The sequence below is a fragment of the Bradyrhizobium sp. YR681 genome, assembly GCF_000282615.1.
In the GTDB taxonomy this organism is placed as follows: Bacteria; Pseudomonadota; Alphaproteobacteria; order Rhizobiales; family Xanthobacteraceae; genus Bradyrhizobium.
This window is the reverse complement of the sequence record NZ_AKIY01000294.1, coordinates 1-24371: the sequence shown is the minus strand read 5'-3', so window position 1 is coordinate 24371 and position 24371 is coordinate 1. Positions and strand designations below refer to the sequence as shown.

Here is a 24371-nt window from a genome sequence, read left to right as displayed (position 1 = left end):
CGCGCATCTGATCCCGGGAAGGCGGAATGGCGATGTTGTTTCCGATCGACGAGTATGACGCGCGCGTGAAATGCGTGCGCGAGCAGATGGCGGCTCGCGATCTCGATGTCCTGATCATCGACCAGAGCGAGTTTCTCGCGTACGTCACCGGATTCCTGATCTCGGAGAACATGTACCGGGCCTGCCTGCTGCCGCGCGATGGCGATCCGATCATGATCCTTCGCGCCGTCGATCTCGGCCCGTTCGCCGAGAGCTCGTGGCTGTCTCGCTCCGTCGCCTTTGCCGATTGGGAAGATCCGGTCCAGGTGCTCGCCAACACCATCCGGAGTCTCAGCTGTGCGGAGGGCCGTGTCGGGCTCGACGAAGACTCCTATTGCATGCCGCTGTCTCGCTTCAAGCATCTGTCAGCGCAATTGCCCGACGCGGATTTTGTCGATTTCTCCGGCGTGATGGCCCTGCTTCGCGCCAGGAAGAGCGCAAGGGAAGTCGCGGTGCTCCGGCGCGCCGCCGCAATCGGCGACCTCGGCATCGATGCCGCCTTGAAAGCCTCCGGCGAAGGTCGATCGGCCCGCAACGCGGCGGCAGCGGTCTATCAGGTCTTCATGCAGGAAGGCGCCGACGCCGCACGCGCCGGGATCATTACCGCGGGTGTCGGCAATGCCTTTTTGCATGGCGGCCTGACATGTGAGCCGCTCGCCAGGGGCGACGTCCTGCATATGGAGCTACTGCCCTATATCGACGGCTACAGCGCCCGCCTGATGCGCTCGGCCGTGATCGGCGAGATCGATCCGGCGCGGTCGCAACTTGCCCGGCGCCTGATCGAAATCCAGGACCGGCAGTTCGAAGCGATGAAGCCGGGCGCGAGCGCCGCCCAAATCGACGCACTGGCGCGAGATGCCATGCTCGCGGGCGGCCTGCGGCGCGACTACCCCAACATCACCGGCTACGCGCTCGGCTGCTATCCACTCCATAGCCCGCGCACCAGCGACTTCTCGCGCATCTTCCTGCCCACGGCCGATTGGACGCTGGAGGAAGGCATGGTGTTCCACATGTATGTCTCCGCCGACGGCATCGCGATCAGCGAGACGGTGCTCGTCACCGCGACCGGGCATGAGTGCCTGACGCGCTCGCCGCGACAAGTGTTTCAGGTCTGAGCGACGCAAGCCCCGGAGACCGGCGCTTCCCGCAATGCTGGAAGCAGAGCGCTGCCGCACGCCAACCGGGACTCACGATCGATGGCCTGAATCCGAACCGGGCCAGGGTGCGCCGTGGGGCCACACCCTCTTCGGAACGTGGCCCCGGGCGTCGGACTCATGCATGCCATGCCGCAGCGACGGCAGTCTGAAGGGCGGTACCGTTCGGCACGGTTTGGATCCCGGAGCTCGTCGGATCGAAACCGGTGTTGTTGGCCGAATAGGTTGCCATCGCTTGCACCAGTTGCGAGATCTGGCCGTCGATCCCAAGACCTCCCCCCTCGCCTCCGGATGCCGGCCGCACCGCGCTGTACGCAAGCGTGACATCGCCCGCGAGACCTTTGGTTCCATCGGATCGGGTGTAACTCGAAAGCCCGGAAATGACGGACCCGTCGGACAACCACTGCGCAGGTCCCGTCGGATTGAGATCGATCGACGTTATTCCAACTTGATCGAGCGTTCTGACCTCACCCGTGTTGGAGACACCGTCGCCATTCGCGTCCTGCCAGATACGGAACTCGCTCCACAACGCGTCGTTCGGATCGAGCTCACAGTTGTGGTTGGTATCGAACACCTGTCGCAGCGCCTGCATATCCGACGTCGTGCCCGGCGCCCATTGCGTGAACTCGATCTGCCTGGCCTGATCGATGATTCCACGACCATCCAGATCGATCGCCAGGAACGCATCGCCTGGCGCGGCCCAGGCTGTCGGCACACGCCGGCCATCTCCGTTCATGTCGAAAGCTGCGCTCGACGTTCCGAGCGGAGAAACGCTGACCCCATCGCCATCGAGATCAAGAATGACAGGAGCTCCGCTCACAACGCCATCGCCGTTGAGATCCTGATGGAATGTTGCCTCCATCGACAGCACGCTGGCGCTATCCCCGGCTGCATCCGGGAGGTTCGAAACATAATTGCCGTTGCTGTCCGTGCTCCAGAACGAGAACATCCCGCTCGAGGAATTCTTCAAGACGACGTCGTAGCCGCCCGAGACCTGCTCCGCGCCGATCGGGGTCCAGGCTCCGAACTGGCCGACCGTCACCACCGACCCGCCGTATCGCAGCATCGGCCCGGTGCCGGTATTCATGCCGACCCCGTCGAGGCAGTAGTACGAACCAATCTGAACCAGGCTGGTCGAACCTGCCGCCTCGATGGTGACAGGAGCAACTCCGGTCGCACCGTCACCGTTGAGATCCTGATGGAATATCGTTTCCAGCGACGTCACCGCCGCGCTGTTGCCGGCAAGCTCGCCCGGGATCAGGTTCGAGACAAAGTTGCCGTTGCTGTCCGTGCTCCAGAACGAGAACACGCCGGTCGAAGTATTCTTCAAGGCGACATCATAGCCGCCCGAGACCTGTTCGGCTCCGATCGGCGTCCAAGCCCCGAACTGGCCGACTGTCACCGCCGAGCCGTTGTATTTCAGCGTCGGCCCGGTGCCGGTGCTGATGCTGTTGAGAGCGTAGTTCGAACCGCTCTGAAGCAGGCTGGTCGATCCGGCCGCCTCGATCGTTACGGGAGCGGCGATGACCGTCCGGTCCCAGACCGTTCCGTCCGCAAATTTGATCGAGCCAAGGCCATAGCTGAGACCGCCACCGTAGAACTGCCAGAGCGCCGTGAACGTTTCCCCGGTCGCGAGCACCGTTACGATCAATTGATTTCCCGACCTCGACAGCGAGATATCGGACGGCAGCAGCCCCGTGAGATCGAGGACGTCATTGCGTTGATAACCGTTACCCGGGTTATCCAGCACGTCGTGGCCGGAGCCTACGCCGAACACGATGCGGTCGGAACCGCTGCCCGAGACGCTCAACGTGTCGTCGCCGGCGCCTGCATCGACCGTCGCGGCATTTACCGGGAGGTTGATCGTCTCATTTCCGGCCGTGCCCCGGATCCAGGCGTTCGACGCGATGAACGTGTAGTCCCACGCCGTCCCGTCCGCGAACTGGATGGTGCTGATCCCGTAAGAATTGACGTTTCCGAACACAAGATCGTTGTGAACCGTGATCTTGTCCGACGTGTCGTTGGCGAATCTGACGATCAAGTCGCCGTTGGCGTTCGACTGCAGGATAACGTCCTGTGCCGACACGTTGCTGCCAAAGGTGATGATCCCCTTGCCGCCGTTGAGCTGAACGTCGGCAAGCCCATCGCCGATGTCGTACCGGATGGTGTTGTTTCCATCGCCGCCGCCGCTTGCATTGCCGAACGTGATCGCGCCGTTCCCCTGGGCGATCTCGAACACGTTCGAGCGCAAATTGCTGCCGACGAGATTGTAGTTGTTGGCGGTGCCGATCCAGGTGAACGCCGACGGCCCCTGGGTCATGTCCAGAACCGTCCCATCGCTGAATTTCACGTTCTTGATCGCGCTGGTGACCACACCGTTGGTGAAGTGGAGGTCGCCCCAGACATTGATGCTGTCGGCATCGTCGCCGCGGAGCTTGAGGATCAGGTCGCCGTAGCCATTGGTCTGCCAGTATACGTCCTGGGCCTGGATGGTCGCGCCTAGGTCGATCTCACCGCTGAAGTTGTTGGCCTGGACGTTGAGCGCCTGGCCGCCCTTGTCGAACTTCACGATGTTGATGCCGCCGACCGTGCCGGCATCGGCAAAATTGATCTTTCCGTTGGCGGCGGTGACCTCATAGATGTTGGTCCCGAATGCCGTGCCGGTGAGCGTGAAATTCGCGGTGTTGCCAAGCCAGTTGAACTTGGAAGGACCGTGGCTCATGTCGAGAACGGTCCCGTCGCTGAACTTCACCGTCTTGATCGCACTGGTGAGAGCGCCGTTCGATACGTGCAGATCGCCCCAGACGTTGATGCTGTTGGCATCGTCACCACGGAGCCTCATGATGAGATCGCCATAGCCATTGCTCTGCCAATAGACATCCTGGGCCGAAATGGTCGCGCCGAGGTCCAGTTCGCCGCTGAAGTTGTTGGCCTGGACGTTAAGCGCAAGATCGCCCTTGTCGAACTTCACGACGTTGATACCGCCGACCGCGCTGGCATCGGCGAAGTTGATCTTGCCGTTGGCAGCCGTAACCTCGTAGATGTTGGTCCCGAACGTCGTGCCGGTGAGCGTGAAATTCGCGGTGTTGCCGAGCCAGGTGAAATTCGAAGGACCATGGCTCATGTCAAGCACGCTGCCGTCGCTGAATTTGACGGTCTTGATCGCGCTGGTTAGAGCGCCGCTCACGACGTGCAGATCGCCCCAGACGTTGATGCTGTCAGCATCGTCGCCACGGAGCCTCATGATGAGATCGCCGTAGCCGTTGCTCTGCCAATACACATCCTGGGCCGAGATGGTCGCGCCGAGGTCCAGCTCGCCGCTGAAGTTGTTGGCCTGGACGTTGAGCGAGAGGCCGCCCTTGTCGAACTTGACGATATTGGTGCCGCCCACCGCGCCGGTATCGGCGAAGTTGATCTTCCCGTTGGCAGCCGTCACTTCATAGATATTGGTCCCGAACGTCGTGCCGGTGATATTGAAGTTGGCCGCATTGCCCAGCCAGGTGAAATTGGAGGGACCGTGGCTCATGTCGAGAACGGTTCCGTCACTGAACTTGATGGTACCGATCGAACTCGTGACAACTCCGTTGACGACCTTCAAGTCGCCATAGGCATTGATGCCGTCGGTGCTGTCGCCGCGGATCCTGAGATTCAGGTCGCCATATTGGTTGCTCTGCCAGTAGACGTCCTGGGCCGAAATATTCGGCCCGAGCTCGATGCTTCCCGCATCGTTGTTCACCCAGATGATCAAATTCTGGCTGCCACGATCGTACTTGACGATGTTCGTGCCGCCGACAGCGCCGGAGTTGACGAAGTTGATCGTCCCCGCGGCCGTCACTTCATACACGTTGGTGCCCAGTGTGGCCCCGGTGATATTGAAGTTGGTGGTGTTGCCGAGCCAGGTGAACGCGGACGGACCGTGGCTCATATCGAGCACCGTGCCGTCGCTGAAGGACACCGTCTTGATTGCGCTGGTGATTGCCCCGTTGGCAAGCTGGAGATCCCCCCAGACATTGATGCTGTCGGCCGTATCCCCGCGCAGCTTCATGATCAGATCGCCATACTGGTTGGTCTGCCAGTAGACATCCTGAGCGGCGATCTGCGATCCAAGCTCTATCCGACCGCTGATGTTGTTGGCCCGGACGTTCAGGTTCTGGGCGCCCTTGTCGAACTTTACGATGTTGGCGCCTCCAACCCCGCTCGAATCGACGAACGTGAACCTGCCACCGATCGTCGACTCATAGACGTTCGTGCCGTAGCCGGAACCGGTGATATCGAAGTTCGCCGCGTTACCCAGCCAGGTGAAGGTAATAGGCTGCCCCAGCCCTGCGGCGGGCTGCCCGATGTCGAGTACAGACCCGTCGCTGAAGATCAACTGATGCAGGGTGCTGGACACGCCCCACGGATTCGTGGCGAGGTCCGCGTGCATCGTTATGGAGTCCGAGGTACCACGCAGCTTGACGATCAGATCATTGCCGTTGGCTTGAAGGATGACATCCCCCGGAGCAATCGCGGCGTCCATACGAACGACGCCGACGCTTGAATCCAGTGTCAGTTGTCCGTCTCCCGGATGGAAGAAGAACACGCCTGCTCCACTGAGGTTGTACAACAGCTCCGATCTGGTCCAGCTCGCACCGCTTGCAAAGACCACGCGTTCGATCCCGCTAACGCCGTCAAATTGATCCTTGACCGTCAATACTTCGCCGCTCGCCGTGACCCGCATCAACAGATCACTGCCGGCCTGGCTGAATGTGACATCGGTGGCGTTCAATCCGACGAGCTTCAGCGTATCGGCCCCCGAATCCGTGCTGCTCTCGACAATGACATCGTTGCCCGAGCCGGCGTGATAGATATAGGTATCGCCGCTATCTCCACCGCTGAGCGTATCGGCTCCCCCCCCCCCGTCGATGGTGTCGGGATCGGCCGAGCCGTTCAGGGTCTCGGCCGCTGCGCTGCCGCGGATCCATGCCGCCGCCGCGATGGCTGCGCGATCCCAGACAGAGCCGTCCGAGAACTGGATTTGCTCCAGCCCCCAATATTCGCCTGCGGACGTGAATTGCCCCTGGACGGTGATGGTATCGCCTGCGCCTGGAATCGCAATCGTGAGATCGGCCCCTTGCCTGGAGAACACCAAATCGCCGGACCGCAGGTCCGCGAACTTCAGGACATCGACCTGCGACGCGGAATTATAGCCGTCGGCGATCGTGTCGCTGCCGTCGCCGAACGCGTAGACGATGGTGTCACTGCCTGCACCACCCTCGATAAGGTCGTTTCCGGCACCGGGCTGGAAGGTATCATCGCCCGAGGTGCCCACCACCGTATAGCTGCCGGCGGCATTGGGCAGCACGACATGCGAGGCGATCTGCGTCTTGTCCCACACCGTTCCGTCGGCGAACGCAACCTGCTCGACCCCGGTCGGGGCAAATCCGAACTGATTGGTAATGGTGGTGATGTGACCGTTTGCCTTGTTCTTGACGACCAGGTCAACGCCCCGCTGAATGAACGTAACATCCGCGGCATTGAGCCCGACGAGCTCGAGCCGATCAGTGCCGGCCTCTGCATCCTCGGAGATGACGAGCTGATCGGCACTCGCCCCCACCTTGTAGGTGTCGCTGCCCCCAAACCCGGTCAGCGTCCGGCTTGCAGCCCCGGCTACGAAGACGTCGTCGCTGCCTGAACCGACCACAGTGCTCGTTCCCGCGCCCGCAATAAGCAGATGCGGATCGAGCTTGCTCAGGATGTCCGAACGGCTCCAGACCGTGCCGTCCGCGAAGCTGATCTGCTCGAGGCCCCCGCCCGATGCCATCGACAGCTGATTCTCGAGCACGATGGTCTGGCCGTTCGAAAGCCGCAACACGACGTCCGAATTGTCCAGCGATGAACGCCCGACCACAGTCGTGGCCGGGTCGATTCCGCTGCCCAACACGAGGCGGTCGGTATCGCTATTGCCTCCGGTCTCGACGATCCGATCGCTGCCGTCACCGAGATTGTAACGGTATTCGTCGGAGCCACCGCCGCCCAGCAGACGGTCGTCGCCCGCGCCGCCGACCAGGATATCGGAGCCGGCGCCTGCCGTGAGGACATCGCTCCCCGATGTCCCCGTCGTGGTCTCGACCTGATCGGTGATGCCGATCACGATGGTCGTCGTGGTGGACATGCCGTCGTCGTCGACCGTCTTGATGGTCAGCGCGTGCTGTGACTGCGTCTCGAAATCGAGAATGGCGCCATCCTTGACGCGGATCTGATTGCCGACGACTTCGAACAGATTGTCGGTCCCGACGATGCTGAAGCTGTGCGCCCCGGCGTCGCCCACATCGACCGCCGCAAGCGTGGCCACGACCGTGCCGCCTGCAGCATTCTCCTGGACGGAGCCGCCGGTGACCGTGATCCCCGTCGGAGCTTCGTTGCCGAGCCGGCGGAACTCGAAATTATCCGCGGTCAACGCGGCAAGGTCGACATTCTGCAACGTCAGACTGTCGCCATTCCCGAGGGTGATGACGACATCGCTGCCGGACTGCGATGCAGCCGCGATGACCGACGCGAAATCGGCAAACATGGTGCGGTCGAACCGCACCATGTCGTGGTCCGTCCCGCTGCCCGCGGTGAAATCCGTAATCGTGTCCGACCCATCGTCGACGCCGACCACGAATATGTCGCCTCCGGTGCCGCCTGTCAGGACATCGTTGCCGGCACCGCCGATCAGGACGTCACTGTCCAGGCCACCGACGAGGATATCGACCCCGGTACCACCGTCGAGCACGTCGTTGCCCATGCCGCCGGTCAGCGTATCGTCGCCACTGCCGCCCAAAACCGTGTCATTGCCGGAACGTGCGTCGACCACGTCGTTGCCTGCACCACCGACGATCACATTGTTGCCGGCATCGCCGGCGATCTGGTCGGAGAATGCGGTACCCGTGATGTTCTCGACTTGCTCGACCTGGGCCATGTCGCGCCAGGTTCCGCTGGAGAGATCGCTCTGGTCGGTCGTGCGCACTTCCGCGCCATTGGTGACGAGATCGACCCATGCCGCAGAACCGAAGCCGCTGAGATCCAGCGTATCGGTCCCGACGCCGCCGTTGATGCTGGCGACATCGCCGGGGGCGCTGACGCTCAGCACGAGGGTATCGTTGCCGAGCCCGCCATAGAGGAGATCGTTGCCGCCCTGGCCGTCGATCCGGTCGTCCCCGGCCTCGCCGTAGAAATTCTGGCTGGCGCTCGAACCGGTCAGGATGTCGTTGCCGCTGGTGCCCGCAAAGAAGGGCGCATTGCTGGTCGCAAGGCCGTAGATGGTCGACCGGCCCCACTGATCGCCGTTGGCAAAGCGGATGTACTCGATACCTGAGTCCGGCGTGTCCGAGCTGTCTCCGAACTGGCCGACGATGGTGATCGTCTCGTTGGTCGCCAGGATGTGCACCAGCAGGTTGTCGCCGGAGCGGGTCAGATTCACCTCCGAGCTCTGGATATCCTTCAGGAACAGAACGTCGGTCTCGGTCGAGGTGAACGAGCGCCAGGTGTTTTCGTAGATGGTGTCGTTACCGTCGCCCTTCGAATAGATGAAGGTATCGTTGCCACTTCCGCTCTGGAGGCCGGTGTAGATGATATCGTCGCCTTTACCGCCCTCGATCGTATCGTCCCAGCGGCTGTTGCGGGCATCGATGAGATCGATGCCGTCGGTGCCGCGGAACCAGGCGTTCTGCTGGATTTGCAGCCTGTTCCACTGCTCGCCATTGGCGAACTGGATAAACTCGATACCCCCTCCCGTATCGATCAGACCGCTGGCGAACTGGGAGGCGACCGTGATGATCTCGCCCGTCGTCAGCACCTTGATCAGCAGATCCTCGCCAGACCGGGTCAGTTCGACATTGGCCGCGTTGAGATCGGTGAGCTTCAACGTATCGTTGATGCTCGATCCGGTAGCGTGCCAGGAGCCGTCATAGATGATGTCGTTGCCGTCGCCGCTGGCGTAGACGAACGTGTCGCTGCTGCGGCCGGAATAGATGATGTCGTTGCCCTTGCCGCCATCAAAGGTCTCGTCGCGCTGGATATCCGAAAGGGTCGATTGTCCGTCCAGGATGTCGCGGCCGTCGGTGCCGCGGAACCAGGCATTTTGTCCGATCTGCGCGCGGTCCCATTGCACATTGGCAAACCGGATATATTCGAGACCCATCCCGTCCGCGTTGTTGCTTCCGTTGCGGTTTAGGAAATGTCCGGCTACGGTGATAATTTCGCCGGTGGCCTTGATCTTGATGAGGAGATCATCGGCCTGCTGCGAAAGCTCCACCTCGTCCGAGGTGAGATCAGTCAGAATCAGGACATCCGTACCCGGAGAGCTACCCTCGACGATGAGATCGTTGCCGTCTCCCTTTGCGTAAATATAAGTATCGTTACCGCTGCCGGCGCCATTGTTGTTGTAGATGAAATCGTCACCCTTGCCGCCGATGATGATGTCATCGCCGTCATTTGCCAGGATATAATCCTTGCCGTCGCCGCCCGAGATGAAGTCGTTCCCAATCCAGCCATCGAGGTAGTCGGAGCCGCCGCCGCCGTAGAGGACGTCGTCGCCATATCCCCCAAGCAGGACGTCGTTACCGCCCGCCGTATCCGACCCGACCAAGTCCCCGTAGAGAACGTCGTTACCGCCAAAGCCGTTTAGAACGTCGGCGCCGAGGCCGCCCGCCATGATGTCGACGTTGCCGCTACCATTCAGGATGTTGTTGCCGCCACCATGGAATGGGTTGGGCTGAAGCGCATCGGGAATACCCAACGTTCCGCCGAGACCCCCATAGCTCGACGCATTCCAGATATCGTCGATGCCCGGCGAAGCCCCGGCGACGATGTTTCCTTCGTGGCCGAACTCGTCCCAGTAGGTCTGCCAGACGATCAGCCCCTGCTCGACCATCGTAACGACCACCGGATCCCAGCCGAGATAGTCGCGGCCCGCGTTATAAGTGATCTGGGCCCGGTCGATGACGGATCCGTCCTGGAACTTGATCTGGTCGATCCCCACCCAATTGCCGGCATTGCCATCCAGCAGACTGGTGACCCCTGAGAAGAAGCTATCGACACGGATGATTTCACCAGTCGTGTTGATCGTGATGAGGAGCGTGCCGCCCTGGTAAGAATAACTCACCTCGCCGGCCGAGACATCCTGCAACCACAGCGTATCGACATCGGAATTGTTGGGGTCGCCGATCTTCGAGGAGAAGTCGTCGATCTCGTCGTTGCCGTCACCCTTCTTCCAGACATAGGTATCGCTTCCGGTCCACCCTTGCAGGAAGTCGTCGCCCTTGCCGCCGTAGATCGTGTCGTTGAGCTCGGAACCGGTGACGATGCTGTCCAGCCCGTCCGTGCCGCGATACCAGGCACGCTGCAGAATATCCGCGCGGTCCCAGCTCGTTCCGTCCGCGAATTTGATGATGTCGATGTTCTTGGTCGTTCTGTCGCCGCTGTTGTTCGGGAAGAAATTGTCGAAGTCGACATATTCGCCGGTCGACTTGACGGTGAGCAGAAGATGGCCACCGACCCGCGAAAGCTGTATGTCGTCGGCATTGAGATCGGTCAGCACAAAGGTATCGTGATCGCTGACCTGACCGATCGTATCGTGAACGACGTCGTACCCGTCTCCCTTGCTATAGAAGATCGTGTCGTTGCCTCCGCTGATCGTGATGTAGTCGTCGCCCTTACCGCCGCGAATGACGTCGTGCGAGCCCGAGTCTGCGATGTAGTTGTTTTGACCGTCTCCGCGAAAGACGCTGAAGCTCTTGAGCTGGGTTCGGTCCCATTCAGTTCCGTCCGCGAAACGCAGGACGTCGACCCCCTGACCGGCGAAGAAGCTCTCGATGTCAACGGTTTTGCCCGTCGCGGTGATACGCATCAGCAGATCGTCGCCGATGCGATCGAAGGTGACATCGGTGGAATTCAGGTCGGTCAAGACGAGGCGATCGGTGTCCGTTGCAGCGCCTTCATCCTTGATCCAGAGGTTGCCGTCCTGCTTGTTGTAGACATAGATATCGCCGCCGTTGCCGCCGCTGAGCAAGTCGCCACCGCCCCCTCCGATGAACACGTCCTGCGAGGAGGTGCCGTTAATGGCCTCGGGATTGGTGGATCCGAAGAGTCCCGTGCCGTCGACGACATGAGTTGCAACATCACGGCTGATCGTATCGGAAATTTCATTGAGCAACGGAAGCACTTCGGCCGAATAGGCTGCCCGATTGCCATTGAAGGATAGGGACATCACCTCGTTGAGACCAAAAAGGGCTTTAGTAAGATAGCCAATAGCCGCCCCCGAGGCGTATGGTGCTTGCGCAATAATCAGATCGACAACCATCGCAATGTTTGCCGGAGAGTCCGGCGGCGGGTCATCGCCACTGCGCTGAACTAAATCTAAAAAGCCGTATGCGAAATAAGGGTTATCCAGCGCGGCCTCCGCGCTTCCAGTCATAGCCGTCACGCTCGTAGTTACTTGCGTAAGGAACAACAGCCTCAAAACACCTAAGATGTCCTGAAACGAATTCTCGACGGAGTTTCCGAGGGCCGGGGTGCTAGGATACGTGCGCAGCTCTTCACCGCGCTGTATCTCGCGATATGTATCGCCAAAGAACTTTTCGACGAAGGCCAAATGGCGAGCATCTACATTTGGCCCGCGGCTAGTGGGATCGACCGAATCGACGCCGGCCCACTTCAAGATCAGCGCCTCAAATCGCGCTTGCAGTTCCGACGCTCCAATACTGCCCGCATCCTCGGTTAGCGTCGTCCACGCCTCACGGAAGGCAGTGTCGTTAGTTGCCTTGTAGGCAATGCTGTCGATAAGACCTGAGCCCGGAAGCTGCGGCAGGTACTCGACACCATCTGCCGGAGTAAACTGTGGGGTGTGATCGGCGACCGACTGCTGATTGTCGGTCTGAAAATAGATCGTCTGCGCGACCCCCGAACTGCCATCAGCGCGAACAAACTGCGCCTCGTAACCGACACCGTTACCATTGTTCGTGCCATTTACAGCAACGCGATTGAGTGAAATCGACGTTACGCCTGCTTGTGTGAGCGTCTCTAGCTCGCTCGCCTGAGACACTCCGTCCTGATTGACGTCTCGCCAAATACGAAGCTTCGCGAAGTCCGCGTCTTGAGAGTCGATTGTTCCATCGCCATTCGAGTCCAGCTTCTCAAGAACGGCAAAACCGTCCTGAGTGGAAGAGCCGAAGAGCTCCAATCCGTTATCCACCGTGCCATTGCCATTGTCATCAATAGCAAGAATGCCATCCTCGGGTGAGGCCCACCCGGTAAGCTCGGAGAAACCGTCTCCCGCGTAGTCAAAGTGAACAGTCGATCCCGCGAGAGCCGAAAGAACAATCCCGTCACCGTTGAGGTCGAGCACTAAAGGATCACGGAAGACGTTGTAGAGCGGAATAAGGAATTTTTTAATCTCGTCATAGCTGACGACAGGGATTTTGTAGTCAACCCGAAGTCCCGTAAAATATGGAGTTCCTTGGCCATTTCCAATTGGAAAATTTATCGTTCCCGTTACCTGAACAAACACTCCATTCTGATCGAGACCGACGCCGACAAATACGCCCTTCCTACCGCCTACAGAATTGTAGCTGCCCCAGCTCCGCCCGAGACCAACCGCGAGACTCCACTCGCCAGTCACAGGATTGTACGAGCCCCGACCGGAGTACACACCCACCGAGCCTTCGCCAGATACCGTGCCATCATTCCTAACCCGAACTCCGACGCTGATCGGTCCGACCGGAAAATTGGCTCCGCCCTGAACCAAAACATTTAATCCATCTGGAAGCGCAGCCACGTTAGACCTCCTGCAAGAACCGGCACAGTTATCGGGTTATCAAGACGAGCACGAGAATGAACGTCGTCAGTCCGATGCTCAACGGGTACAGTTGTAGAAGCTTTGTTGCGAGCGGGATTGGCGTATCGAAATTGTCCATGTTGTAGGTAAAACGGACCTCCGAAAGCCCGACTCCATATCCGAAGTCGAATTTTCGTGAGAGATAGACAAGCAGATCGTTCGCAAGGAAACAAAACTCAAACAAAATCAAAGTAGGAAAGATATAAATCCCTGCTTGTGAGTTCATTTTCTGTACCACGTCGTTGAAACTCATCCCCGCGATACCGATGAGCACTACGCTTAAGAACGACACGGTAGCGGCCACTCCGCTAAGTGCGATTAGGACATATCTAATTAGATCTTTAGTCATGCCCGCCCCGAGTCATTCCTGAACAGATGGATAAGTCCGCTCCCAAGGCACACCGTTCCATTCATCAAACGGCAGATCCATATGCCTGCCTTTTCGCTCATCGGGATACTCACACGCCATTTGCTCTACGAAACGATGTGATCGGAGCCAACACTTCTAAAGCAACGAAACACTTTGCGAAGAGCGAGTGACTACCGTTGCCGCCGATTGATCTCAGCACCGTCCCCAGCCCTTTTGAGCACCTCATCATCACCGTTCCCTCAAGCTCTCCTGCCGATACCGCAGCAACGGCGACATCACGTACTCGATGATCCTTCGCTGCCCCGTCTTGATCTCCACCGTCACCGCCATGCCGGGCGCGAGGTTGACCATCTTGTCCTCGACCTGCATCTGCGAGCCGTCGAGCGAGACGCGCGCGGCGTAGAGCAGTTCCTGGCCGGCGGGCTCGCTCGATTCCGCGAGCGCGCCGCCCTGCTTGGCGGCGCCGTTTCGCTCCGGCGGCTTGTCCTTGACGATGGCATCGCGCGAGACGCTGATGACCTTGCCGTGCAAGAGGCCGTAGCGAGTGAAATTGAACGTATCGATCTTGATCTCGGCGTCCTGGCCGTGGTCGACGAAGCCGATGTCTCTATTGGAGATCATCGCCTCGACCTCGATGCTGGAGCCGCGCGGCACGATCATCATCAGCTGCTGCGCCGGCGACACCACGCCGCCGACAGTGTGGATCGCGAGCTGCTGCACCGTGCCGTCGATCGGCGCACGCAGCTGTTGCTCGTCGGTCTTCTGCTGCGCCTTGATGGAGTCTTGACGATACTCGTCGGCTTTCTTCTGGGCGTCGGAGAGGTCGCTCAGCACCTGCCGCTCGAAGCCGGATTTGGTCTGGGCGAATTGCTGTTCCAGCGCACGGCGGGCGGCCTCGATCTCGACCAGCTTGCGTTCCTGCACGATACGCTCGTTCTGCTGGTCGATCAGGCGGGTCTGGGCGTCGATCCAGGCGATACGGTTGCCGTACTGGATGTCCATCGCCTTCTTGCGGATGGTGAGGGTTTCCTCGAGCAGCGGCAGCGTCGCGTCGATCTTGGCGATTGCGGCGGTGATCGATTGCGCCTCGGCGCGCTTCTGGTCGATCTGCTGCACGACGGACGCAAGCTTTGCCTGCTGCTCGGCCGCCTGTGCGAGCGTGGCGGACCGCGTCCGCGCGATCTCGACCTCGGAGGCGCCGGCGGGCTCCTCGATATCGCGGGGCGCGGCAAGGTCGCTAAAGCTGCGGCGCAGCGCCGACAAGCGCGCGACGTCGAGCAGGCTTGCGATCAGGTCCTGCCCGACCCGCTTGCGCTCGGCCTGCGTCACCGTGCGATCGAGCTCGACCAGGATATCGCCGGCCGACACCTTGTCGCCGTCACGGACATGGATCGCGGAGACGATGCCGGTTTCCAGCGGCTGGATGGTCTTGGTGCGGCCGGTCGGCACCACCTTGCCGGTGGCGGTGGCGATGATGTCGACATGACCGAAGGTCGCCCAGCCGATCGCGATCGCGAAGAACAGGATAATGGTGAGGGCGACCATGCGCCCGGCGGGCGAGGCCGGCGTCTCCAAAATCTCCAGCGCTGCGGGCAGGAACTCGCGCGCGTCGCGCTGGCGGCGCCAGAACGCGCGGCTCCTGCGCTCGATCACATCAGCCGACGACATGGAGCCCCGCCTGGATCTGGTGCAGCATCGCGTAGCGCCCCGCCTTCTTGATCAACTCGTCATGGCTGCCGTCCTCGACCAGCCTTCCGGCCTCGATGGTGAGGATGCGGTCGGCGTGGCGCACCGCCGAGAGCCGGTGCGCGATGATGAAGACGGTCCGGCCGGCGCAGATCTTGCGCATGTTGCGCTGGATGATGTTCTCGCTCTCGTAGTCGAGCGCGCTGGTGGCCTCGTCGAAGATCAGGACGCGGGGGTTGGTCACCAGCGCCCGCGCGATCGCGATGCGCTGGCGCTGGCCGCCGGACAGGCTGGCGCCGCGCTCGCCGACCACGGTGTTGTAGCCGTCGGGCAGCGCCAGAATGAACTCGTGCGCGCCCGCAAGCTCGGCGGCTGCGATCACCCGCTCCATCGCCATGCCGGGGTCGGCGAGCGCGATGTTCTCTCGGATGGTGCGGTTGAACAGCACGTTCTCCTGCAACACCGTGCCGATCTGGCGCCGCAGCCAGGCGACATCGGCCACGGTCAGGTCAATGCCGTCGATCAGGATGCGACCAGCCTCCGGCACGTAGAGCCGCTGGATCAGCTTTGTCAGCGTCGACTTGCCGGAGCCGGAGGGCCCGACGATGCCGATCACCTGTCCCGGCGTGACCTTCAGCGAGATGTCCTGGAGCGCCAGCGACATGTCCGGCCGGTAGCGGAAGTTGACGTGGTCGAAGACCACCTCGCCCTTGATCGGCGGCAGTGTCGCCCGCGAGGGATCGAACATCGGCTCGGGCACGGCGTTGAGAATGTCGCCGAGCCGGGCGATCGAGACGCGCGCCTGGTGAAAATCCTGCCAGAGCTGGGCCAGCCGGAGCACCGGCTGCGCCACCCGCCCGGCCAGCATGTTGAAGGCGATGAGCTCGCCGACCGAGAGGTTGCCCTCGATGACGAGGCGCGCGCCGAAATAAAGCGTCAGCGCGGTGACGAGCTTGCTGATGAACTGCACCGACTGGCTCGCCCAATTGCCGAGCGAGAGCACGTCGAAGCTGGCGCTGACATAGGAGGCGAGCTGCTCCTCCCAGCGCCGCTGCATCTGCGGCTCGATCGCCATCGCCTTCAGCGTCTGGATCGCGCTGACGCTCTCGACCAGGAAGGCCTGGTTCTCGGCGCCGCGATCGAACTTCTTGTCCAGCCGCTCGCGGAAGATCGGGGTCACGCCGGCCGAGATCGCGATATAGAACGGGAACGAGCCGATCACGATCCAGGTCAGGAACGGCGAGTAGTAGAACATCACCGCAAGGAAGACGAAGGTGAAGCCGAGATCGATCACCAGCGTCAGGGCCGAGCTGGTGAGGAAGTTCCTGATGTTCTCGAGCTCGCGCACACGCGCCACGGAATCGCCGGCCCGCCGCGCCTCGAAATAAGCGATCGGCAGTGCGATCAGGTGCCGGAACAGGCGCGCGCCGAGCTCGACGTCGATCCGGTTGGTGGTGTGGGAGAAGACGTAGGTGCGCAATGCGCCGAGCACGGTCTCGAAGATCGAGACGACGATGAGCCCGAACACCAGCACGTCGAGCGTGGTGTAACCGCGATGCGCCAGCACCTTGTCGGTCACCACTTGGAAGAATAACGGCGTAACCAGTGCAAACAGCTGCAGGAAAAACGACGCTACCAGGACCTCGCCGAGCAGCCGGCGATATTTGTGCATGGCCTGGAGGAACCAGGTGACGTCGAACTTGCGCGCGAGATCGGAGAGCGACGCGCGGCGCGCCATCAACACGATGCGGCCGGTCCAGCCGCCTTCGAACTCGGCGCGCTTGACGACCTGCGGCCGATTGACGGCGGGGTCGTGAATGAGGACGTCCTCCGCACCGACCTTGCCGAGAATGGCAAAGGAGCCGTCGTGACGTTCGATGATGGCGGGCAGCGACAATCGCGTGAGGCCCGACCAGCTCTCGCGAACCGCCCTCGCCTTCAGCTTCAGCTGCTTGGCGCAGCGGAGCATTTCCAGCACGCCGACCGGGCTGCCCGAAAACTGGTGAGCGATCTGCGCGGGGTCCACCGATACCTGATGAAATCGCAACAGCAGCGCAAGACACTGCAGCCCCGTATCCTGCCTTACGGCTTCCACACCCAACCCTGCCACATTCACCACTTTAGATCGTGTTATCGACTATTGCACGTTTCCCAAGACCGGCAAAGATCGATGCACGGCCTGCGAAGATGGAACTTTCCTAAAGTCTTATCGAACCGTCGCCTCGCTTTGCATTATTCCGCCGCCGACATCGCAGCAGGTTCAATTTCTCTACGCGCGACCTCGAGCGCTTGCGCGATCGCGGCGACGACGCTGCTCCAATCTTCCGGGCGCGGTTGCCGGAACTGACGCAGCGTCGGATACCAGGGGCTGTCATCGCGATCGCGCAGCCAGCGCCAGCAGCCGCTGAAGCGATTGAGGAGCCAGACCGGCCGCCCCAGCGCGCCCGCGACGTGGATGACCGCGGTGTCGACGCTGATTGTCAGATCGAGATTGGCAATCAGCGCGGCGGTGTCGGCAAAATCGTTCAGCTCATCGGTGAAGTCATGCAGCACCAGGCCGGACGGCGCGGCGCTGGCCTGCCCTCCTGCACGCTTCTGCAAGGAGACGAACGAGACACCCGGAATCTCCGCCAACGCCGAGAGGAGGTCCGGAGAAATCGAGCGACGGCGATCATCCGCCATGGTCGGGCTGCCGGCCCAGGCGAGGCCGACACGAAAGCCCCCGAGGGTGCGGAGCCGCTTGCGCCAGCTCTCCATGCGCGCGGCATCCGGAACGAGATATGGAACCTGACCGGGCACGTCGGTCAGCGACAGATCGAGCAGACGCGACAGGCCGAGCAGCGGACAATGGACGTCGAACGGCGGAAGGGGATCGCCGCGCGGAACGATCTGATCGACGCCGGGAAGATCTTTGAGCAACGGCGCCAAAGCGCGCTGCACCTCCAGCACGATGCGCGCGCCTGTACGCAGTTGAGGAACCAGGCGGCAGAACTGGATCGTGTCGCCAAACCCCTGCTCGGCATGAATCAGAAGCGTGCGGCCGCTGATGTCCTCGCCGTTCCAGACCGGCTGCGCAAAATCGTCGAGCCGGCCTGGACGTTTCTTCAGCTTCCATCGCCACTCATATTCCGCCCAACCAGCAACATGATCGCCGGTCAGCAGTCGCGCAATCGCACGGTTGCTGTGGGCTTCGGGATGATCGGGCCGCATGCGCAGCGTCCGGTCGAACAACGGCCAGGCCTCGTCGAGCCGGCGCAGATCGACGAGCAGCTTGGCAAGATCGTTGTACCAATCCGCACAATCGGGCTTCAGCGCGATCGCCTTGCGATAGGCGCGTTCCGCTTCGTCGTAGCGCTCGCGGGCCTCGAGCACCTGCGCCAGGACGAAGTGGCCCTCGGCCAGGTTTGCATCGCATGCGAGCGCGCGGCGGCATTGCGCTTCGGCTTCGTCGAGCGCGCCACACGCACGCAGAATGCTGCCGAGATTGGCATGCGCCGGAGCAAAATCGGGATTGATCTGCAGGGCTTCGCGAAATTTCGCCTCGGCCTCGTCGAGGATCTCCCTTCGGCACAGCAGGATGCCGAGATTGTTGCAGGCGATCTCGGACGATGGTTTGAGCCGATAGGCGTGTCGCAAATGCGGCTCGGCTTCGTCGAGCCGTCCCGTCTCCTGAAGCAGCAGGCCAAGCGAGCCGTGCGCGTTCGCATGATCCTCGTTCAGGTCGATCGCCAGGCGATACTGGGTCTCGGCTTCGGCACGGCGACCAAGCGCGCCAAGAGCGTTGGCGAAATTATGCCGGAAATTGTCGTCCTTCGGCGCGATATCGACCGCGCGGCCGATATAGTCGACGGCGCGGGCGTGCTCGCCGCGCTGGAAATGGACGACGCCGAGCAGATGGAGGCTTCCGGCGTGGTCGGGATTCCTGTTCAGCAAGCGGCGGTAGATGATCTCGGCCTGGTCGAGGCGGCCGGCCTGATGATGCCCCAGCGCCTCGTCGAACGCGCCCCGTGGCAGGGCATTCGCAGCGCGCTCCACGAGCGCGGTCCTGACGTCAGCCACGACGGCATCCCAGTCACCCGGCGCCGGCTGCTTGAACTGCCGTAACGTCGCGTACCATGGGCTGCGCGCTTGATCGAACAGCCAGCGCCAACAACTGTTGAACCTGTTGAGCAGCCAGACCGGCCGGCCGAGCGCACCCGTCAGATGCACGATCGATGTGTCGACGGTGATCACCAGATCGAGGGTCGAGATCAGCGCCGCGGTATCGGCGAAATCGGCGAGCTCCGCGGTCCAGTCGTGCACGGTGAGGCCCGGCGGTGGCGCCGACATCTGCGCCGATGCCTCGCCCTTCTGGAGCGACACGAAAGAGACGCCCGCGACATCGGCAAGCGCTGCGAGCCGGTCCAGCGTGATGGAGCGGCGCCGGTCGTTCTTCAGCGCCGGATTCCCCGCCCATGCGAGGCCCACGCGCAGCCCAGGCAGCGCCTCGACACGGCTACGCCATTTGGCGATCCGGCCGCGGTCGGCGGCAAGATACGGCGCCTCGCCCCGGAGCCGGCCGGACCTGATGCCGAGCCAGCGCGGCAGGCTCATCAGCGCGCAACGCACGTCATAATGCGGCAACGGATCGCCGCGCGCCACGATCTGGTCGACGCCGGGCATCTGCGCCAGAAGGCCGTGCAGCGGTCGCGGCACCTCGAAGACGATACGCCCGCGCCCCGCGGCAAGAGGGACGAACCGGCTGAACTGGAGCATATCGCCAAAACCCTGCTCGGCGTAGATCAGCAGCGTGCGCCCCTCGATGTCGTCTCCGGTCCATTGCGGGCCGGTCAGATCGTCGCGCCGCTCGATCTTGCGGTGGGCATCATAAACCTGCCATCCCTCCTCGAACTTCCCTGCGCCAAGCAGCGTCATTCCGAGATTGGCCAGGGCCTCGGAATAGCCGCTGCGCAGCGCGATGGCGCGGCGGTAGCAGTCCTCCGCCTTGTCGAGCGCGGCGAAGTCCCCGAACAAAGAGCCGAGATTGTTGTAGACTTCGGCATAGTCCGGCTTCAGGCGAAGCGCCTCGCGGTAGTGGAATTCGGCGGCCTCGTACGCGCCGTGTTCCTTCAGCGCATTGCCAAGGTTGTTGTGCGCCGTCGGATAGTCGGGCCGCAGCCGCAATGCCTCGCGACAATAGCCCTCCGCCTCTTCTGGACGGCCGAGTTCGCGCAAAAGATTGCCGAGATTGTTGCAGGTCTCCGGAAACTCCGGCCGGCAGGACAAGGCCCGGCGAAAATGCGCTTCGGCTTCCTCCAGGCGTCCCCGTGACTGGCAAATATTGCCGAGATTGTTGAGGACTTCGGGAAAATCCGGCCTGACGCGGCACGCTTGGAGATAGTGCAGCTCCGCCTCGTCGAGACGGCCGAGATCGTGCAGCAGATTGGCGTGGATGCCGCGCGTGTCCGCGTCGTCCGGCCGCAGCCGTACCGCCTCCGAGAGGCAGCCCGAGGCTTCCTCCGCTCGCCCCTGCGCCCGCAGCAGATGGGCCAGACCGAGATGGCCATCGGCCTCGCCGGGACCGAGACGGATGGCGCTGCGGAATTGCTGCTCGGCCTCGTCCAGCGCGCCAAGTGCGTGCAGCACCTTTGCAAGATTGACGTGATAGCTGGCGTTCTCCGGCGCCAGCCCGACCGCCTGTTCGAGCAGCGCGCGCGCAGAGGCCGCGTCTCCGCGCAGCAGCGCGGCGATCCCTAGCACATTCATGCAGCCATCATGGGCGGGGTCCGCTGCCAGGATCACCTGGCAGGCGGACGCCGCTGCATCCAATCGGCCTGCGCGCAAGGCCTCGACGGCCTCATCGAACGTCACGACGCCCGTGTTGATGTCACCAGCTAGTGCCATGCCGAAGCAATCGCGGTCTGCAGGCTCGGATCGTTCGGCATCTGCGTTGCCGTCGATGGCAAGAAGCCGGGATTGGCGCCGGCATACGATGCCATCGCCTGGACCAGCTGCGACACCGAGCTGTCGAGATGCAGGCCGTCTCCCGCGGTGATCTCCGCCAGCGCCGCACTCGGGTTCGATCCGAACCAATCGCTGATCGTGAACTGGTCCTGTGTCCCGAGGATGTCGATGACGAGATCGTCTCCGCTCTGGACAAACCAGAGATCCTGGCTTGCGACGTCGGAGGCGAAATCCAGTTCGCCCTGTGCGGCCGCACCCGGCGCAGTCGCATTGTCGATCGTCACCTGACCGGTGCCACGATCGGCGAGATACAGCTCGTTGGTACCGCTCGCGATGATGATCCCGTTGCTGCCGCCGATGGCGACGGTGTCGCCATTACCCGTCAGCGTGATCTGATTTCCGGTTCCCGTGATCGAGACGGCATTGCCGTCCCCGCCAAGGGTCAACGAGCTGCCTGTGCCCGCGAGCGTCACCGCCGCGGCGCTGGTCGCGATCACCGTGTCGTTGCTGCCGCTGATCACCAGCGTGTTGCCGGCGCCGCCGATGCTGATGACTTCATTGTCACCCGTTACCGTCACCTGGTCGCTGGTGCCGGCGATCGCAATGGTGTCGCCATCGCCGCTGATCGCCGCCGAGCTGCCGGTTCCCGTCACGGTCACCGAGGCCGCACTGGTGGTGCTCACCGCGGCATTGCTGCCATTGATCACCAGCGCATCCCCGGCACCGCCGATGCTGATGGTTTCGTTGTTGCCGGTCACCGTCACCTGATCGCTGTCACCGGCGATCGCGATCGTGTCGCCATCGCCGCTGATCGCCGCCGAGCTGCCGGTCCCCGTCACGGTCACCGAGGCCGCGCTGGTCGTGCTGACCGTGGCGCTGGAACCGGTGACAGTCACAGTGTCGCCCGCACCGCTCAAGGTCACGGCATCGCTGGTTCCGTTGATCGTCACGGCGTGACCGTCGCCGCCGATCGTCGCCGAGCTCGCTGCCCCGGTGATGGTCACGGCAAGCGCGCTCGAGGCATTGACAATGGCGTTGCTGCCGCTGACGACCAGGCTGTCACCTGTTCCGGTCAACGTGACCGTGTCGCTGGCGCCCACGATGGCAACGGCGTTGCCGTCGCCGTCGATGACCGCCGAGCTCCCCGCACCGGAAACGGTAATCGCCGCGCCGCTGCTCGTGGTCACCGTGTCGTTGCTGCCCGTCAACACGAGGGTGTCGTTGCCGCCCGTGATCGTGACGGCGGCGTTGTTGCCGGCCACGGTGACCTGCTCGCTGGTGCCGGTGATCGCGACCGAATTTCCGTCACCGCTGATCGTTGCCGAACTGCCGGTCCCGGCGATCGTGATGGCTGCCGCGCTGGCCGTTACCACCGATGCGCTGCCGCTGCTCAGGGCGAGCGTCGCGCTCGCGCCGGTGATGCTGACGCTGTCGCTGGTGCCGGTCAGCGTCACCTGATCGCTGCTTCCGGTGATCGACACCGTATTGCCGTTGCCGGTCACGGTTGCCGAGCTTCCGGCACCACTCACAGTGATCGCCGCGGCATGGCTCGTCGTCACCAGCTCATTGCTGCCGCTGACGGCGAGCGTGGCCGCCGTTCCGGTAATGCTCACCGCTGTGTTGTTGCCGGAGAGCGTCACCTGATCGCTCGTGCCGGCAATCGTTATCGCATTGCCGTCGCCGCCGATCGTCGCCGAGCTGGCGGTGCCACTGACCGTGATCGCGGCCGCATGGGTTGCGCTCACCGAGGCATTGCTGCCGCTGACCGTCAGCGTGTCACCGGTCCCGGTGATCGACACGACCGCGTTGCTGCCGGTCACCGTCAGCACGTCGCTGCTGCCGGCAATCGACACCGTGTTGCCGCTGCCCGTGATTGTCGCCGAGACGCCGCTACCGGCGACCGCGATCGAGGCGGCGCTGGTCGTGGTGACGGAGGCGCTGCCGCTGCCGATCGTCAGCGAGGTGCCGACCCCGCTCACGGTCACGCTGTCGCTGGTACCGTTCAGCGTCACCTGATCGCTCGTTCCCGTGATCGAAACCTTGTTGGAATTGCCGCTCACCGTCGCCGAGCTGCCGGTCCCGCTGACCGTGATCGTCGCCGCGCTCGTGGTCGTCACGGAGGCGTTGCTGCCGCTGACCACCAGCGTGTCGCTGAGGCCGCTGATGGTCACGACCGCGTTGTTGCCCGTCAGCGTCGCGCGATCGCTGGTCCCGGTGATCGCCACCGTGTTGCCGCTGCCATTGACCGTGGCCGAGCTGCCCGTCCCGATCAGCGTCACGCTCGTGGCGTTGCTGGTGGTGACGGTTGCCGCCGCACCGCTGACCGTCACGGTGTCACTCGTCCCCGTCAGGGTGACGGCATCGCTGCTGCCGGTGACAGTCACCGCATGGCCGCTGCCGCCGATCGTCGCCGAACTCCTGGTTCCCGTCATGGTGACGGCCAGCGCGGCGGATGCATTGATCGTCCCGGCACTGCCGCTGACGGTCACGCTGTCGCCGGTGCCGTTCAGCGTCACCGCGTCGCTGGTCCCCGCAATGGTGACGGCGTTGCCGTTCCCCGTGACGGTTGCCGAGCTGCCGGTGCCGGATATCGTCACCGCCGCGGCGCTGCTGGTGGTGATCGTCTCGCTGCTGCCGCTAATGACGAGGCTGTTGCCGGTACCGCCGATGCTGACGGTTTCACCGTTGCCGGTCACCGTTGCCCGATCGCTGGTGCCCGTAATCGAGATGGTATTTCCGGCGCCGTTGACGGTTGCCGTGCTGCCGCTGCCGGTCAGCGTGATGGCTGCCGCGCTCGTGGTCGTGATCGTCTCGTTGGTGCCGCTCACGACGAGGATATCGCTGACCCCGCTGATCGTGACTGCTGCATTGTTGCCTGTCAGCGTCACCTGGTCGCTTGCGCCCGCGATCGACAGCGCGTTGCCGTTGCCGGTCACCGTCGCCGAGCTCGCCGTGCCCGTGACCGTGATTGCGGCCGCATTGGTGGTCGTCACGGAGGCATTGCTGCCGTTGACGGAGAGCGAGGCACCGGTGCCGCTGATCGTCACGACCTCGTTGTTGCCGGTGAGCGTGACCTGGTCGCTGGCCCCCGCGATCGACACAGAGTTGCCGTCGCCGCTGATCGTGGCCGAGCTGGCCGTGCCGGTGACCGTGATCGCCGTGGCATTGGCGGTGCTCACGCTGGTGCTGCTGCCGCTGATGGTGAGGGCGTCGCTGGTGCCGCTGACCGTCGCGCTCACATTGTTGCCCGTCAGCGAGACCTGCTCGCTGCTGCCGGAGATCGACACGGTGTTGCCGTTGCCGGCAACGCCGGCGGAGCTGG

The 24371-nt window shown here is 62.6% G+C and carries 7 protein-coding genes; 2 read left to right on the top strand and 5 right to left on the bottom strand.

Going from position 1 to position 24371, the window contains the following annotated elements; genetic code table 11:
- Positions 1-26 precede the first annotated feature (26 nt).
- Positions 27-1154 carry a M24 family metallopeptidase gene (locus PMI42_RS31920; protein WP_035967222.1) on the top strand — a complete coding sequence of 376 codons (1128 nt, stop codon included), beginning with the start codon at positions 27-29 and terminating at the stop codon, positions 1152-1154.
- A 157-nt stretch (positions 1155-1311) separates the two neighbouring features.
- Here PMI42_RS31920 and PMI42_RS31915 read toward each other — a convergent pair whose 3' ends face one another.
- From PMI42_RS31915 to PMI42_RS31890, 5 genes are all read right to left on the bottom strand, one after another.
- Positions 1312-12990, bottom strand: a complete 11679-nt coding sequence (locus PMI42_RS31915) for a calcium-binding protein (protein WP_008142648.1) — start codon at positions 12988-12990, stop codon at positions 1312-1314.
- 658 nt (positions 12991-13648) lie between these two features.
- Positions 13649-15088, bottom strand: a complete 1440-nt coding sequence (locus PMI42_RS31905; protein WP_008142643.1) for an HlyD family type I secretion periplasmic adaptor subunit — start codon at positions 15086-15088, stop codon at positions 13649-13651.
- Positions 15075-17201: a type I secretion system permease/ATPase gene (locus tag PMI42_RS31900; RefSeq protein ID WP_008142641.1), complete on the bottom strand. Its 2127-nt coding sequence runs from the start codon at positions 17199-17201 to the stop codon at positions 15075-15077. Before PMI42_RS31900 ends, PMI42_RS31905 begins: the two co-directional genes overlap by 14 nt.
- Positions 17202-17338: 137 nt before the next feature.
- Complete coding sequence (locus PMI42_RS37595) at positions 17339-20989, bottom strand: tetratricopeptide repeat protein (protein WP_008142640.1); 3651 nt, start codon at positions 20987-20989, stop codon at positions 17339-17341.
- Positions 20980-23166 carry a beta strand repeat-containing protein gene (locus PMI42_RS31890; protein ID WP_240535308.1) on the bottom strand — a complete coding sequence of 729 codons (2187 nt, stop codon included), beginning with the start codon at positions 23164-23166 and terminating at the stop codon, positions 20980-20982. The genes PMI42_RS37595 and PMI42_RS31890 overlap by 10 nt, the downstream gene beginning before the upstream one ends.
- Here PMI42_RS31890 and PMI42_RS40570 point away from each other — a divergent pair.
- Positions 23093-24371 (top strand): hypothetical protein (locus PMI42_RS40570; protein ID WP_240535307.1); only part of this gene is annotated, 1279 nt, incomplete at its 3' end. The genes PMI42_RS31890 and PMI42_RS40570 overlap by 74 nt on opposite strands.

Coding starts and splice junctions, on each gene's coding strand:
- PMI42_RS31920 (WP_035967222.1), top strand. CDS start 27: ATGGCGATGTTGTTTCCGATCGACGAGTATGACGCGCGCGTGAAATGC.
- PMI42_RS37595 (WP_008142640.1), bottom strand. CDS start 20,989: ATGGCACTAGCTGGTGACATCAACACGGGCGTCGTGACGTTCGATGAG.
- PMI42_RS31905 (WP_008142643.1), bottom strand. CDS start 15,088: ATGTCGTCGGCTGATGTGATCGAGCGCAGGAGCCGCGCGTTCTGGCGC.